This is a genomic window from Rhodanobacter ginsengisoli, from assembly GCF_042657065.1.
In the GTDB taxonomy this organism is placed as follows: domain Bacteria; phylum Pseudomonadota; class Gammaproteobacteria; order Xanthomonadales; family Rhodanobacteraceae; genus Rhodanobacter; species Rhodanobacter ginsengisoli.
The window spans coordinates 397,914-410,649 of record NZ_JBHSNF010000002.1 but is presented as its reverse complement, the minus strand read 5'-3'; the positions used below and the strand labels follow the sequence as shown (position 1 = coordinate 410,649).

10 protein-coding genes and 3 tRNA genes are annotated in these 12,736 nt (G+C 64.4%); 9 read left to right on the top strand and 4 right to left on the bottom strand.

The annotated features are described in order from the left end of the window. Positions 1-117 precede the first annotated feature (117 nt). Together ppsR and ACFPPA_RS11070 are read left to right on the top strand one after the other, a co-directional pair. Positions 118-933 carry a posphoenolpyruvate synthetase regulatory kinase/phosphorylase PpsR gene (gene ppsR / locus ACFPPA_RS11075; RefSeq protein ID WP_377319821.1) on the top strand — a complete coding sequence of 272 codons (816 nt, stop codon included), beginning with the start codon at positions 118-120 and terminating at the stop codon, positions 931-933. Positions 934-960: 27 nt separating this feature from the next. Next, the gene (locus ACFPPA_RS11070; protein WP_377319820.1) at positions 961-1,422 is read left to right on the top strand and encodes a DUF1249 domain-containing protein; all 462 of its coding nucleotides are present in this window, start codon (positions 961-963) and stop codon (positions 1,420-1,422) included. 78 nt (positions 1,423-1,500) lie between these two features. On the opposite strand, the gene ACFPPA_RS11065 is transcribed toward ACFPPA_RS11070, so the two are convergent. The 3 genes from ACFPPA_RS11065 to ACFPPA_RS11055 form a co-directional block, all read right to left on the bottom strand. Further along, positions 1,501-1,577: transfer RNA gene (locus ACFPPA_RS11065), tRNA-Asp, on the bottom strand. Between the two features lie 27 nt (positions 1,578-1,604). After that, positions 1,605-1,680 (bottom strand) — tRNA-Glu (locus tag ACFPPA_RS11060). 9 nt (positions 1,681-1,689) lie between these two features. After that, positions 1,690-1,765 (bottom strand) — tRNA-Ala (locus tag ACFPPA_RS11055). Positions 1,766-1,935: 170 nt separating this feature from the next. Here ACFPPA_RS11055 and ACFPPA_RS11050 point away from each other — a divergent pair. From ACFPPA_RS11050 to ACFPPA_RS11030, 5 genes are all read left to right on the top strand, one after another. Next, on the top strand, positions 1,936-3,702 hold the full coding sequence (locus tag ACFPPA_RS11050; RefSeq protein WP_377319819.1) for a cation:proton antiporter: 1,767 nt from the start codon (positions 1,936-1,938) through the stop codon (positions 3,700-3,702). A gap of 164 nt (positions 3,703-3,866) precedes the next feature. Continuing rightward, the gene (locus ACFPPA_RS11045; RefSeq protein WP_377319818.1) at positions 3,867-4,625 is read left to right on the top strand and encodes an FKBP-type peptidyl-prolyl cis-trans isomerase N-terminal domain-containing protein; all 759 of its coding nucleotides are present in this window, start codon (positions 3,867-3,869) and stop codon (positions 4,623-4,625) included. Between the two features lie 151 nt (positions 4,626-4,776). Next, positions 4,777-6,117 carry a UDP-glucose dehydrogenase family protein gene (locus ACFPPA_RS11040; RefSeq protein WP_377320687.1) on the top strand — a complete coding sequence of 447 codons (1,341 nt, stop codon included), beginning with the start codon at positions 4,777-4,779 and terminating at the stop codon, positions 6,115-6,117. Then, the gene (locus ACFPPA_RS11035; protein ID WP_377319817.1) at positions 6,117-6,341 is read left to right on the top strand and encodes a SlyX family protein; all 225 of its coding nucleotides are present in this window, start codon (positions 6,117-6,119) and stop codon (positions 6,339-6,341) included. The genes ACFPPA_RS11040 and ACFPPA_RS11035 overlap by 1 nt, the downstream gene beginning before the upstream one ends. A gap of 29 nt (positions 6,342-6,370) precedes the next feature. Next, positions 6,371-6,979, top strand: a complete 609-nt coding sequence (locus tag ACFPPA_RS11030) for a DUF2058 domain-containing protein (protein WP_377319816.1) — start codon at positions 6,371-6,373, stop codon at positions 6,977-6,979. Between the two features lie 88 nt (positions 6,980-7,067). On the opposite strand, the gene ACFPPA_RS11025 is transcribed toward ACFPPA_RS11030, so the two are convergent. Further along, on the bottom strand, positions 7,068-9,146 hold the full coding sequence (locus ACFPPA_RS11025; protein WP_377319815.1) for a 3-hydroxyacyl-CoA dehydrogenase NAD-binding domain-containing protein: 2,079 nt from the start codon (positions 9,144-9,146) through the stop codon (positions 7,068-7,070). Positions 9,147-9,460: 314 nt separating this feature from the next. Between ACFPPA_RS11025 and ACFPPA_RS11020 the strand changes: the two genes are divergently transcribed. Together ACFPPA_RS11020 and ACFPPA_RS11015 are read left to right on the top strand one after the other, a co-directional pair. Further along, positions 9,461-9,955 carry a hypothetical protein gene (locus tag ACFPPA_RS11020; protein WP_377319814.1) on the top strand — a complete coding sequence of 165 codons (495 nt, stop codon included), beginning with the start codon at positions 9,461-9,463 and terminating at the stop codon, positions 9,953-9,955. Positions 9,956-9,968: 13 nt separating this feature from the next. Next, positions 9,969-12,533, top strand: coding sequence for a GGDEF/EAL domain-containing response regulator (locus ACFPPA_RS11015; protein WP_377319813.1), 2,565 nt, complete (start codon positions 9,969-9,971; stop codon positions 12,531-12,533). The last annotated feature ends 203 nt before the right edge of the window (positions 12,534-12,736 follow it).

Below are 12,736 nucleotides of genomic sequence, written 5' to 3'. Positions count from 1 at the left end.
CAAGAAGACCATTGCCGACCGGAATCATTCCAACGGCATACCAGTCAGCCGACGGTCAATCGGCAACGGCTTTGAGCTAAGGTGCAGGCGTGCGTATCTCAGCAGGTGGCAGCTTCCATGCAGCGAACGGTTTTTTTCATCTCCGACTCCACTGGTATTACCGCCGAGACGATCGGCAACAGTATCCTGGCGCAATTCGAGGGCGTGCAGTTCGACAAGCATCGGCTGCCGTTCACGGACAGCGCGCAGAAGGCGGAGCTGGCGGCCCTGCGCATCAAGACCAACTACGCGCAAAGCGGCCAGCGCCCGATCGTGGTCAACACCATGGCCGAGCGTGCGCTGTGCGATATCGTGGCCAGCAGCGGCGCGCTGATGCTCGACGTGTTCGCCCCGTTCATCGGGCCGCTGGAGGACGAGCTGAGCACCAAACGTTCCGGTGCGGTCAATCGTTCGCACGGCATGGTCGATTTCGAGAAGTACGAGGCGCGCATCAATGCGACCAACTACGCACTCTCGCATGACGACGGCATGGACGTGAATTACGCCGAGGCCGACCTGATCCTGGTCGGCGTGTCGCGCTCGGGCAAGACGCCGACCTGCCTGTACATGGCCTTGCATTACGGCGTCAGCGCCGCCAACTACCCGTTGACCGACGACGATCTCGAGAAACTGGAGTTGCCGGCAAGGCTGCGCCCGTACAAGGACCGGCTGTATGGCCTGACCATCGATGCGAAGCGACTGGCGCAGATCCGCGAACAGCGCCGAGCCGGAAGCCGCTATGCCACCTTGCAGCAATGCCGCTGGGAGCTGGAGCAGGCCGACCGACTGATGCGTCAGGCCGGCATCCCCAGCCTCAACACCACGCACGTGTCGATCGAGGAGATCGCCAGCAAGATTTTCGACCGCTTCGGCATCGAGCGGACCATGTTCTGATTGTGTACCGGAGTTTTTTCGCCCGTCATGAGTGCCGTACTGGACAATCGCAACAGCCTGCTGCCGGGACGATTCGAGTTCCTGATGGGGCTCTATGCGGAGAACTATCACCGCCTGACGCGACTGTTCGCACCACAGCAACTGGCGCCCGGTCGCTATGTCTCCCGGGTGGATGACGGTCTCGACGTGCACCTGCACGTGCAGGAGTGTCATCCGTACACACTGGAACTGGAACTCACCTACGGTTTCGTCGATACGCATACCGGTCAGCGCGCGCCGTCGGCCCAGCTGCGCATGTACACCGATGCGCACGTGGCCGAAGCGCTGCATTGCCATCCGGGACGCCACCTGTGGCAGGTGCTGGGGCCATTTTCACCGGCACATACGGTGTTCCAGCATCGGCTTCGGATGAACCGGTTCCTGTCGCGCTGGCTGGAATACCTTGCCGAGCAGGGCCACTCCACCGGCACCCTGGAACGTGCCGACTGATCATCACGACGAGGGGCGACGGCAGCCCCGGATGACGGACAACAAAAAGCCCGCCAGGCGGGCTTCTTGTTCGAATAGTGGCGGAGTGGACGGGACTCGAACCCGCGACCTCCGGCGTGACAGGCCAGCATTCTAACCAACTGAACTACCACTCCGCATTTTCCAGCTTTTGCGAGCCAACTTGGCGTCCCCACGGGGATTCGAACCCCGGTCGCCACCGTGAAAGGGTGATGTCCTAGGCCTCTAGACGATGGGGACAATTCAAATTGGTGGAGCCAGGCGGGATCGAACCGCCGACCTCCTGCATGCCATGCAGGCGCTCTCCCAGCTGAGCTATGGCCCCGCCGCTGGAAGCCGAGAAGAATAGGTGCGAGCCGGATATCCGTCAAGCTTTTTTTCAGTTCACGGGCAATGGAATCGATCGCGAGTCGCATCGGCGATCGCCGGTCGAAACATGCTGTTGCCCGTCGGTCGTTTAAGCTGCAGTGACTGGTATGGCTGATGAGGTGGGGGATGCACGAAATCGGGTTCATTCGCGACCTCGCCGTGGTGATGCTGGTGGCCGGTGCCACCACGATCCTGTTCCAGCGTCTGCGTCAGCCGGTGTTGCTGGGTTACATCCTGGCCGGCGTGCTGATCGGTCCGCATACACCCGGCATGCTGGTGGATGATCCGCGTGCGATCGACGACATCTCCAATCTCGGCGTGGTGCTGCTGATGTTCACGCTGGGTCTGGAGTTCAGTGTGCGCAAGCTGCGCGAAGTGGGCATCGGCGTGCTGGCGGTGGCGGTGGGCGAGGTCGGCTTGATGCTGTGGATAGGCGTCGGCATCGGTGGCCTGCTCGGTTGGAAAGGCATGGACGCGCTGTTTCTCGGCGCGATCATCTCGTTGTCATCGACCATGGTGGCGACCCGTACGCTGGCCGAGGGCGGTCAGCGTCACCAGCCGTTTGCCCAGCTGGTGGTGGGCTTGCTGGTGGCCGAGGACCTGCTGGCGATCGTCATGCTCACCCTGCTGACTGCTGTCGCGATAGGCGGCTCGGTGCAGGCGGAAGCGGCGTTCACGCTGATCGGTCACCTGGGCCTGTTCGTGGTCGTGGGAATGATCCTGGGCCTGCTGCTGCTGCCGCGACTGGTCGATTACGTGGCCGGCTTCGATCGCGACGAGACCTTGCTGGTCAGTGTGCTGGGGATCTGTTTCGGTGCCAGCCTGCTGGCGGTGTGGATGGGTTTCAGCGTGGCGTTGGGCGCCTTTCTGGCCGGTGCCGTGGTGGCCGAATCGCGCAGCGTGGGACGGGTCCTGAAACTGGTGGAACCATTGCGCGACATGTTCGCCGCGCTGTTTTTCGTGGCGATCGGACTGAAGATCGATCCGGCAATGCTGCTGCAGTACATCGTACCGGCGCTGCTGATCGCCGCGGTGGTGATTGTCGGCAAGACCCTGGCGTGCAGCGTGGGTATTTTCGTCGTCGGTCACGATGCGCGCACGTCGCTGCGTTCGGGTCTGGGCATGGCGCAGATCGGCGAATTCTCGTTCGTGATCGCCACGCTGGGGCTTTCACTGGGCGTGATCAGCGATTTCATCTATCCGATTGCGGTGGCGGTTTCCGTCGTGTGCATGGCCGCTTCGCCCTATCTGAACCGTTCGGCGGATGGACTGGCCAACGGCTTGCGTCGGGCGACACCGCGCTCGCTGCGATTGCTGGCGACCAGTTACAGCGGCTGGCTGGAAAACCTCAAGCCCGTCAACGAGAACGCGGCCATCGCGGCGATCTTTCGGCGCCTGCTGTGGCACATCGCGATCAATGTGTTGCTGGTGGTGACGTTGTTCGTGATGGGGGCCTATGTGAATGCGCACAGCTGGGGCTGGTTCTCGACGCTTGGCATCGGTCGTGACCTGCGCCACACGCTGATCTGGGCGTCTGCATTGTTCCTGTCGTTGCCGATGCTGATCGCGGTGTATCGCAAGGCCGAGGCGCTGGGCATGCTGCTGGCCGAGATCGGCATACGCGAGCGGTTCGCCGGTTCCTACACCTGGGCCATCCGCAACGTGCTGGCACGGACCATTCCGCTGGCGACCCTGCTGGTGCTGGCCCTTCTGGTCAGCGCGCTGGGCTCGGCCATCCTGCCGCCGCGCGGCATCGCGCTGTCGCTGCTGGTGGTGGGCGTGGTACTGGCAGTCGTGCTGTGGCGAGGCCTGGTGAAGATGCATGCGCGCCTGCAGGCGGCGCTCAAGGAGACCCTGAACAAGCCGGGCCCCTCCGCGGATGGTTCCGATTGATTTTCGGGGCCAGGTCAGTCGTACGGTGAACCTTTATGCGGACTGACGGTCAGACCCCTGAATCGTTGCCAAGACCGGACAACCACCGCACAATGCGTGGCCTGCCTCCATTGGGGGGGCCCGGCCGGCAACGCCGGCATATCCAATACTCGAGGGAGTTTCGAATGAAGCATTTTCTGCGTCCCACGCTGACCGCGGTCGCGCTGGCCGTTGCGCTGGGCATGACGGTGGGCGCATATGCCCAGACCGCCAAGAAGGGCGCCGCCGGCACGGTCGACAAGGCCAAGGCCAGTTATGTGTTTGGCTACTACAAGATGGGCGAGAGCATTCCTCCGATCGTGCGTGATGAGCTGGATCCCGCCGCCGTCGCCCGTGGTGTGCAGGCGGCCCTGTCCGGTCAGAAGTCGACCGTCAGCGATGCCGATGCCAAGCAGGTGTACGAAGCCTTCATGACCCATGTGCAGGCAAAGTACCAGGCTGAAATGGTCAAGCTCGCTGCCAAGAACAAGGCCGAGGGCGAGGCTTTTCTGGCCAAGAACAAGAGCGTCGCCGGTGTGAAGACCACGGCCTCGGGCCTGCAGTACCAGGTGATCAGCCAGGGCACGGGCGCGCGTCCGGGTCCGAACGACACGGTCGAGATCAACTACACGGGCAGCTTCATCGATGGCCAGGTGTTCGACGCTTCGGCGAAGCACAACCCGCCGGGTGCGGCCAAGATTCCGCTGGCCGGGGTGATTCCGGGCTTCCGCGAAGGTCTTGAGCTGATGCGGGTCGGTGGCCACTACAAGCTGTTCATTCCGTCCTCGCTGGCCTATGGCGCCGAGCCGCAGCCGCCGATGCCGCCGAATGCCACGCTGATCTTCGACGTGACCCTGGTCAACACCGCTCCGACGCCGGCCGGTGCTGCACCTGGCGGTCAGTAACAACAAAGTCGCGGTCCCACGACCGTAACCTGGCAGAAGGGCGCGAAGCGATTCGCGCCCTTCTGCATTTAGGGGGTCGACAGATGCCGTGCTGCAAGCGGTGGGCGGTTAGAATACGGGGCTGACGCTCAAGGGAATCGACACAAAGATGATGAAAGTCACGATCTTCGGTACCGGCTATGTCGGACTGGTCACCGGTGCCTGCCTGGCGGAAATGGGCAATCACGTGCTCTGCGTCGATATCGACGCGGCCAAGGTGGAGCGCCTGAAGCATGGCGAGATTCCCATTTACGAGCCTGGTCTGGAATCGATCGTGCGGCGGAATCATGCCGGCGGACGGCTCGAATTCACCACGGACGCGGCGTCGGCCATCGCGCATGGCGAGCTGATTTTCATTGCCGTGGGCACGCCGCCGGATGAAGACGGCAGCGCGGATCTGAAGTATGTGCTGGCGGTGGCCCGGAGCATCGGTCAGCATCTGGATCGCTATGCCGTGGTGGTGAACAAGTCGACCGTGCCGGTCGGTACCGCCGACCGTGTGCGCGAAGCGGTGGCAAGCGAACTGGCCGGTCGCCAGGTCGCGGTGGAGTTCGACGTGGTATCCAATCCGGAGTTCCTGAAGGAAGGCGCCGCGGTGGAAGATTGCCTGCGGCCCGACCGGATCATCGTGGGCGCTTCCAGCGAACGGGCGGTGGCGGTGTTGCGCAAGCTGTATGCGCCATTCAATCGCAATCACGAGCGGATGGTGGTGATGGACGAGCGTTCGGCGGAGCTGACCAAGTACGCCGCCAATGCGATGCTGGCGACCAAGATCAGCTTCATGAACGAGATCGCGAATATCGCCGAGCGGGTCGGTGCCGATGTCGAACTGGTGCGCCAGGGTATCGGCTCGGATCCCCGGATCGGCTATCACTTCATCTATCCGGGCGCGGGCTACGGCGGGTCCTGTTTCCCCAAGGACGTGCAGGCGCTGGAGCGTACGGCGCACAACCATGGCTACGAGGCGCGCCTGCTCGGTGCGGTCGAGGCGGTCAACCGGCAGCAGAAGACCAAGTTGTTCGAGCTGATTTCGCGCCATTTCGATGGTCGGCTGGCGGGCAGGACGATCGCACTGTGGGGACTGGCGTTCAAGCCGAATACCGATGACATGCGTGAAGCCTCCAGCCGGGAGTTGATGGAGGCGTTGTGGGGTGCCGGCGCCAAGGTTCGTGCGTTTGACCCCGAGGCGCGACAGGAGACCCATCGGCTGTATGGCGAGCGCGACGACCTCGTGTTGTGCGAGCACGCTGAAGACGCCCTGCAGGGTGCCGACGTGCTGGCCGTCGTCACGGAATGGAAGGCATTCCGGAGCCCGGATTTTTCCGCCATCCGCGCCGCCCTGGCCGAGCCGGCCATCTTCGACGGGCGCAACCTGTACGATCCGGCCACGGTGGAAGAGGCGGGGTTGGCCTATTACGGCATCGGCCGTGGTCGCAGTCTGCGGATTCAGTGATGAGCGGATCGAACGACGCATTGGAAAAGCGGCTCGACGAGATGGAGGTCAAGCTGACTTTCATCGATGACACGGTGCAGGCACTGACCTCTGCCGATGCCGAGCAGTCCCAGCGGATCGCCGCGCTGGAACGGGCGTTGCGCGACCTGCATGGCGAGTTGTCGTCCATGCGCACTGCGTTGGCCGATGACCCGCACAGTGAACCCCCGCCGCCACATTACTGACCCCATTCCACCGATCACGGAACACCAGCATGGCCGATTCCCTGCGCGATCAACTGCTCAAGAGCGGCATCGTCAAACAGGTTCAACAGGAGCGCGTACGCGAGCCCGCGAAGCCGGCGTCGTCGCCATCCGGCAAGCCTGCGCGCCAGGGCGGCAAGGGCGGCAAGGGCGGCAAGGACGGATCGTCACACGCGCAATCGCGCGGCTCGCGCGGGTCGGGTCAGAGCCAGCAGGACATCGATCTGGCCAAGGCCTATGCGCTGCGCGCCCAGACCGAGGCGCGCGAACGCAAGCGGATCGAACAGGAAGCCGCCGAACAGGCCCGGTTGCGCCGCGAGCGGAAGTTGCAGATCCAGCGACTGCTCGAGGGCAAGGTCCTGAACAAGGCCGAGGCCGATCAGCCGCGCAATTTCGAATATGGCGGCAAGATCCGGCGGGTGCATGTGGATGCCGCGCAGTTGGCCGCGCTCAATGCCGGTGAGCTGGGCGTGGTGCAGCAGAGTGGTCGGTACCTGCTGGTCAGCCGCGAAATTGCCGAACAGGTGCGTGCCATCGACGCGGGCCAGCTGGCGCTGCTGGTCGACCCGCACGCAGACGGGCTGGGCGACGATGGCGTACCGGACGATCTGATGTGGTGATCGCGGCCCGGGCCGGGCATCCGGAGCGGTTACCCAAAAAAACGCCCGGCGCTTGCCGGGCGTTTTGCATGGATCCCCGAGCCGCTGATCAGTCCGCGGAAACGCCAGGCAATGCCAGTCCATCCTGCGCCAGGGCTGGATGATCCCAGCCGTTCTTCGGCAGGAAGCGCGGACCATGGCGCTGGGCCAGCTGCTCGAGCCGGGCCTTGAGCTTGTCCACGCCTTCACTGCGCGCGTACTGGATCGGGCCGCCACGGAACGGGGCGAAGCCGGTGCCGAAAATCACCCCGGCATCGAGCAGGTCGGCGTCGTCGACCACGCCGTCAGCCAGGCAGGCGATGGCCTCGTTGACCATCGGCAGGATCATGCGGTCCTGCAGGTCCGGCGGCGTCACATAATGCTGGTCGACCTCGGGCTTCTGCGGCTTGCCGTCCTGCCATACATACAAGCCCTGGCCGTCCTTCTTGCCGCGCTTGCCGGCATCGAGTTTCTCATCCAGCCCTGGTGGCACTTCCAGACCGAGAAATGGTGCGAGCTCCCTGCCGACCGACGCGCAGACGTCCAGGCCCACGGTATCGGCCAGTTCGATCGGACCCATCGGCATGCCGAATTTCCTTGCTTCGCGATCCAGCACCGGGCCGGGCACGCCCTCGCTGTAAAGGCGCAGGGCCTCGAGCAGATACGGCATCAGGATGCGGTTGACCAGGAAGCCCGGCGTGCCCTTGACTGCCACTGGCAGTTTGCCGATCGCCTTGCAGAACGCCAGCGCGCGTTTCTCCACGGCGGGGTCGAGCTGATCGTGACGGACCACCTCGACCAGCGGCATCTGTGCCACCGGGTTGAAAAAATGCAGTCCGAGGAAACGCTGTGGCGCCTTGAGGCCTTCGCGCAATTGATCCAGTGGGATGCTGGACGTGTTGCTGGCGAGAATCTCGTCGGCACCGAATTGCGGCTCGATCTTGCCGTACAACGCGCGTTTGGCATCGGCGTTCTCGTAGATCGCCTCGATCGCCAGTTCCGCCGACGCGACCCCGTTGCCCTCGACATCGGCACGCAGGCGAGCCGTGGCGGCCGCGACCTTCTCCGGTGTCTTCAGCTTTTTCTCATACAGCTCGCGGGCACGATCCAGCGCGGGCTGGATGAATTTCATCTCGCGATCCTGCAGGGTCACCTCGAAGCCCTTGAAGGCCGCCCAGGCCGCGATGTCGCCGCCCATCACGCCGGCACCCACCACATGCACGTGCCGGATGCCCGCATCGACGCCGGCGCCCTGGCCCTTCAGTCGTTCCTGCAGGAAGAAGATGCGGATCAGGTTCTGTGCCGTGGGTGTCCGCGCCAGTTTTGCTACCGAGCGCGCTTCGATCTTCAGGCGTTGCCGGATGCTCGAGCCACCGCGTTTCCATACGTCGATCGTCGCGAACGGCGCGGGGTAGTGTTCCTTGCGCACTTTCGCCGCGGTCTGCTTGAGCATGACCGGGGCAAGCATCTGTCGCGCCAGCCAGGTGTTGCTGGCCCAGGCCCTGACGCGTCGTGCGAACGGGCGCGACGCGCCCCGGCGAAGCATCAGTCGGGCCTCCGCCAGCAACTCCGCGGGGGCGACGATGCGATCGACCACACCCAGGCCCAGCGCCCGTCTGGCCGACAGCGACTTGCCGGTGAGCATCAGCGGCAGCGCTTCAGTGGCACCGATCAGGCGCGGCAGGCGCGCGGTGCCGCCCCAGCCGGGATGGATGCCCAGCATCACTTCGGGCAGGGCGATCCGGGTCTTGTCGTCGTCAGCGGCAATGCGCTGGCGACAGGCGAGCACGAGCTCGGTCCCGCCGCCCATGCAGGCGCCGTGGATGGCCGCCACCGTGGGGCAGGGCAGCTGCGCCAACGCCTCGTAGACGCGCTGGCCGTGTTCGATATTCTCCAGCACGGTGTCGTGTCTGGCGTACTCGACGAATTCCTTGATGTCGGCACCCACCGCGAATCCCGAGGGTTTGGCCGAGTGGATGATCACCCCGGCCGGCCTGTCGATCGCCAGCCGCTCGACGATCTGCTCCAGTTCGTCCAGCACGGCGCGCGAAATCGCATTGACGCTGCTGTTGGCACGATCGAGAGTCAGCGTGACAACATTGTCGTCCTCGCTGGTCTTCCAGTGGTTGAAGCGCAATCCTTCGAACATGGGAATACAGGCGTGGTGGAGGAGGCCTGAACCATACCGTTGTGTCGTCCTGATTGCGAGATGTGACCGGATTGCTTGACCATGGCGGGGGTGCCGGTGTGAAATCGGCAAGCTGCAAAGAGCCTTCCTGCCGGGCTCGTCCGGTGCGGCATCAGCGCCGACGCGTGCGCTCCCCAGTACCCAACAAGGAATAGACTCGCCGTGTTCCAATGGGTCAGGCAATACCCGGGCAGTGCCCGACAGACCGCGCAGTCAATGGTTGGCTGGCTGATTTCACCATCGCAGGCGTACCGACGCTGCAGGACGGGGACCCAATGACTTCCGCAATGGCCTCCGTTCCACCGCAAGCGGGTGCCGAGATCTTCGATCGGATCGTGGCTGCGCCCAGCGGACTGGTGGTGCTGGACAGCAAGGATGTGCACGCCCTGATCGATCAGTTTCGTGCCATCGCCCGGCATACCGGGCAGGCGATGTACCTGTGGCAGCCCGATACCGGCCTGGGCAGCCTGCGCGATGCGCAAGTGCGCGTGCCGGACTGCCAGCGGCTGGGCAACGCCCTGCGATACATGCAGCAGAGCATGCATTTCGGTGTCTATTTTCTGCTCGGGCTGGAATTGCCGTTATCGGCGATGGATGCGACCCTGCTGCGCCAGCTGGCCCGCCCGCCCAAGCAGCACCTGCGTCGCGTCGTGCTGATCGATGTGCCGGTGGCACTGGCCGATCATCTGGGTGAGCTGGCGGTGCGCCTGTGCAGCGAGGACAGTCAACCGCGGCGCCTGCGCCTGCGCGATGGCCGTTGGCTGGTTTGAGGTGGAATCGCCCATGAATTCCGGCATCCTGGTGGTCGCGGCAGAGCGCGAATTGCGCCGCCGCCTGTTCGATGCACTCGATCAGGCGGGCTATCCGCAGATCCACAGTGCGCGCGATGTGGCGCACGCGGCCATTCTGCTGGAAGGGCGTCCGCCGCATCCGCCCCTGCAGTTGATGGTGATGGTGTTGTCCGGCGACGAGCGGCAGGCGCAAAGCTGTCTCGAACAGTTGCGGCGACTGCCTGGCGGGGCGGATACGCCGCTGATCGCGGTCCTGGCCGAGGGCGCCACCCTCAATCCTGCCGAGCTGCCGAGCGGGATTGCCGACTGGCTTTCCACTGCACAGATCGACACCGAGCTGGTGGCGCGGTGGCGGCGGGCGCAAAGGAGCCATGCGGGCCAGCCCAAGCCGGGGCCCGCAGAAGCCGGTCATGAGCCGGGCGATTACCACTATGTTTTCGAGGAGGCCGACAGCGAGTGGCTGATCGTCGACGCCCAGACGAACCGCTTGCTGGAGGTCAGCCCGACCGTGGTCCGGCACAGTCGCCTGCATGCCAGCCAGTGGGAGGGGCAGCCATTGGCGCAGGTACTGCGGTTCGAGGGGATTTCGATCACCCAGGTGCTGGCCGATGCCAACCGCAGCTGGTACCCCTGCCAGCGCAAATCGGCCCAGGGCGCCGACGTCGGCCAGGCCAGCGTGCGACGCATACGCCATGCGGGGAACGACGCGCTGGCCCTGATGTTTCGCAGCGATCGCGCCGACCTGCGCGCCGAGGCGGCCCTCACGTTGCTGTCGCGCATCTTCGCCTCGACCAGCGGCGTCGATGCACAGATTGCCGCGGGCCGCCTGTTGTTCGACGAACTGGGGCTGGATTACCTGGCCGTCTGGTCGGCCCGCCACGACGGCGCCGATGCCCCGCTGCAGATGCTGCAGCTGTGGAGCGGCGACGACCCGGCATGGCCACCGGCGCAGTTGCAGAGTTCCCTGCAACTGGTGCTGGGTGGCAAGAAACTGTTTTATCGGACCGATGCCAAGCGATTGGCGGCGGTGGATCCCCTGCTGCAGCAGCTCGAGCTGGCGGGATTTGCCGGGCTGCCGCTGTACGACGAACGCCATACGATCATTGGCGCGATGCTGGCGGGCACCCGCAAGGGCTTCGGCGAGGTGGGCATCATCGAGCCGGTGCTGCGTTGTGCCGCCGCCCGCTTTGCGCAGGTGCTCGAATTGGGCCGCACGCGGGAACAGGGACGCGCCGAGGGCCTGGTGGATGCACTGACCGGGTTGCCGAATCGCCTGCTGTTCAACGACCGGCTGGACACGATCATCCGCGAGGCTACCCGCAACGGCGAATGCTTTGCCGTGCTGTTCGTCGATCTCGACCGATTCAAGGCGATCAACGACACCTATGGCCATGACGCCGGGGACCAGGTGCTGCGCGTGGTCACGCAGCGACTGTGCAGCAGCATCCGCGCCTCGGATACGGTGGCGCGCTATGCCGGCGACGAGTTCACCATTGTCTTGCGACATATCGTGAAGAACGACGATGTGCTGCGCGTGGCCGAGAAAATCGTGCAGGTGATGGAAACGCCGCTGTGCCTCGATGACGGCACGGAATTGCAGGTCACCGCATCCATGGGCCTGAGCTTCTTTCCGGACGATGCCGGCGACGCGCAAACCCTGCTCAAGCATGCCGACGAGGCGATGTATTCGGCCAAGCATCACGGTCGCAACAACTTCCAGATGTACGAGGTCAGCCCGGAATACGCCAAGGAACACGGCATGGCGCTGAAATCCCGTTTGCGTCATGCCGAGGGCAACGGCGAGCTGCGGGTGGTCTACCAGCCCCAGGTCAATACCGAAACCGAGGACATCGTGGGGATGGAGGCGCTGGTGCGCTGGGAGCATCCCGAGCTCGGCCTGATCAGCCCGGCGGTGTTCATTCCACTGGCCGAGGAGACCGGCCTGATCGTCTCGATCGGCGAATGGGTGATGCGCACCGCCTGTCGTCAGGCCAAGGAATGGGAGCAACGCTACGGATTGCGCCTGCGCCTGGGCGTGAACCTCTCCGCGGTGCAGTTGATGGAACCGAACTTGCTGGAGACCGTGGCCTCGGTCCTGCGCGATACCGGGCTCGATCCGACCCTGCTGGAGATGGAAATCACCGAAAGCATCAGCATCAAGGCCGCCCCGAACCTGGTGGAAAATCTGAACGCGATGCACCGGCTGGGCTGCCACATCGCGATCGACGATTTCGGTACCGGCGCGGCCTCGCTGGATTATCTGCGCCGGTTGCCGGCGGACCGGATCAAGATCGACCAGAGTTTCGTGCGCAATATCGGCGTGGATCCGGACGACGAGGCGATTGTCCGCGCCACCATCGAGATGGCTCACCGCCTGAAGCGGGCGGTGGTGGCCGAAGGGGTGGAGATCGAGCAGCACATGCAATTCCTGCGGACCCACCATTGCGACGAGTTGCAGGGGTACCTTTTCTGCCGGCCGCTGCAGCCGGTCAGTTTCGACAAGTTGCTGGCCGAACGACAGCGGCTGCTCGACGTACGCGAGACCATGCCGGCTTGAGCCAGGCCGCGGCGACCCCATGACAGGACGGATACGCGACGGGGCCGGGCGCGGGTGGCATGACAACCAGCCAACCGGCCGTGCGTTATGGTTGGAGCGATATCTCAAGCATCCTGAACTCCGGCGCCCGGCTGCGGTCTGATCGCCCGCGTTCAGTTCAAAACAAGCTTCCGCAGCGGATGACGGCATTGACGATGGATATG

Coding starts and splice junctions, on each gene's coding strand:
- ACFPPA_RS11070 (WP_377319820.1), top strand. CDS start 961: ATGAGTGCCGTACTGGACAATCGCAACAGCCTGCTGCCGGGACGATTC.
- ppsR (WP_377319821.1), top strand. CDS start 118: ATGCAGCGAACGGTTTTTTTCATCTCCGACTCCACTGGTATTACCGCC.
- ACFPPA_RS11025 (WP_377319815.1), bottom strand. CDS start 9,146: ATGTTCGAAGGATTGCGCTTCAACCACTGGAAGACCAGCGAGGACGAC.
- ACFPPA_RS11030 (WP_377319816.1), top strand. CDS start 6,371: ATGGCCGATTCCCTGCGCGATCAACTGCTCAAGAGCGGCATCGTCAAA.
- ACFPPA_RS11015 (WP_377319813.1), top strand. CDS start 9,969: ATGAATTCCGGCATCCTGGTGGTCGCGGCAGAGCGCGAATTGCGCCGC.
- ACFPPA_RS11045 (WP_377319818.1), top strand. CDS start 3,867: ATGAAGCATTTTCTGCGTCCCACGCTGACCGCGGTCGCGCTGGCCGTT.
- ACFPPA_RS11050 (WP_377319819.1), top strand. CDS start 1,936: ATGCACGAAATCGGGTTCATTCGCGACCTCGCCGTGGTGATGCTGGTG.
- ACFPPA_RS11020 (WP_377319814.1), top strand. CDS start 9,461: ATGACTTCCGCAATGGCCTCCGTTCCACCGCAAGCGGGTGCCGAGATC.
- ACFPPA_RS11040 (WP_377320687.1), top strand. CDS start 4,777: ATGAAAGTCACGATCTTCGGTACCGGCTATGTCGGACTGGTCACCGGT.
- ACFPPA_RS11035 (WP_377319817.1), top strand. CDS start 6,117: ATGAGCGGATCGAACGACGCATTGGAAAAGCGGCTCGACGAGATGGAG.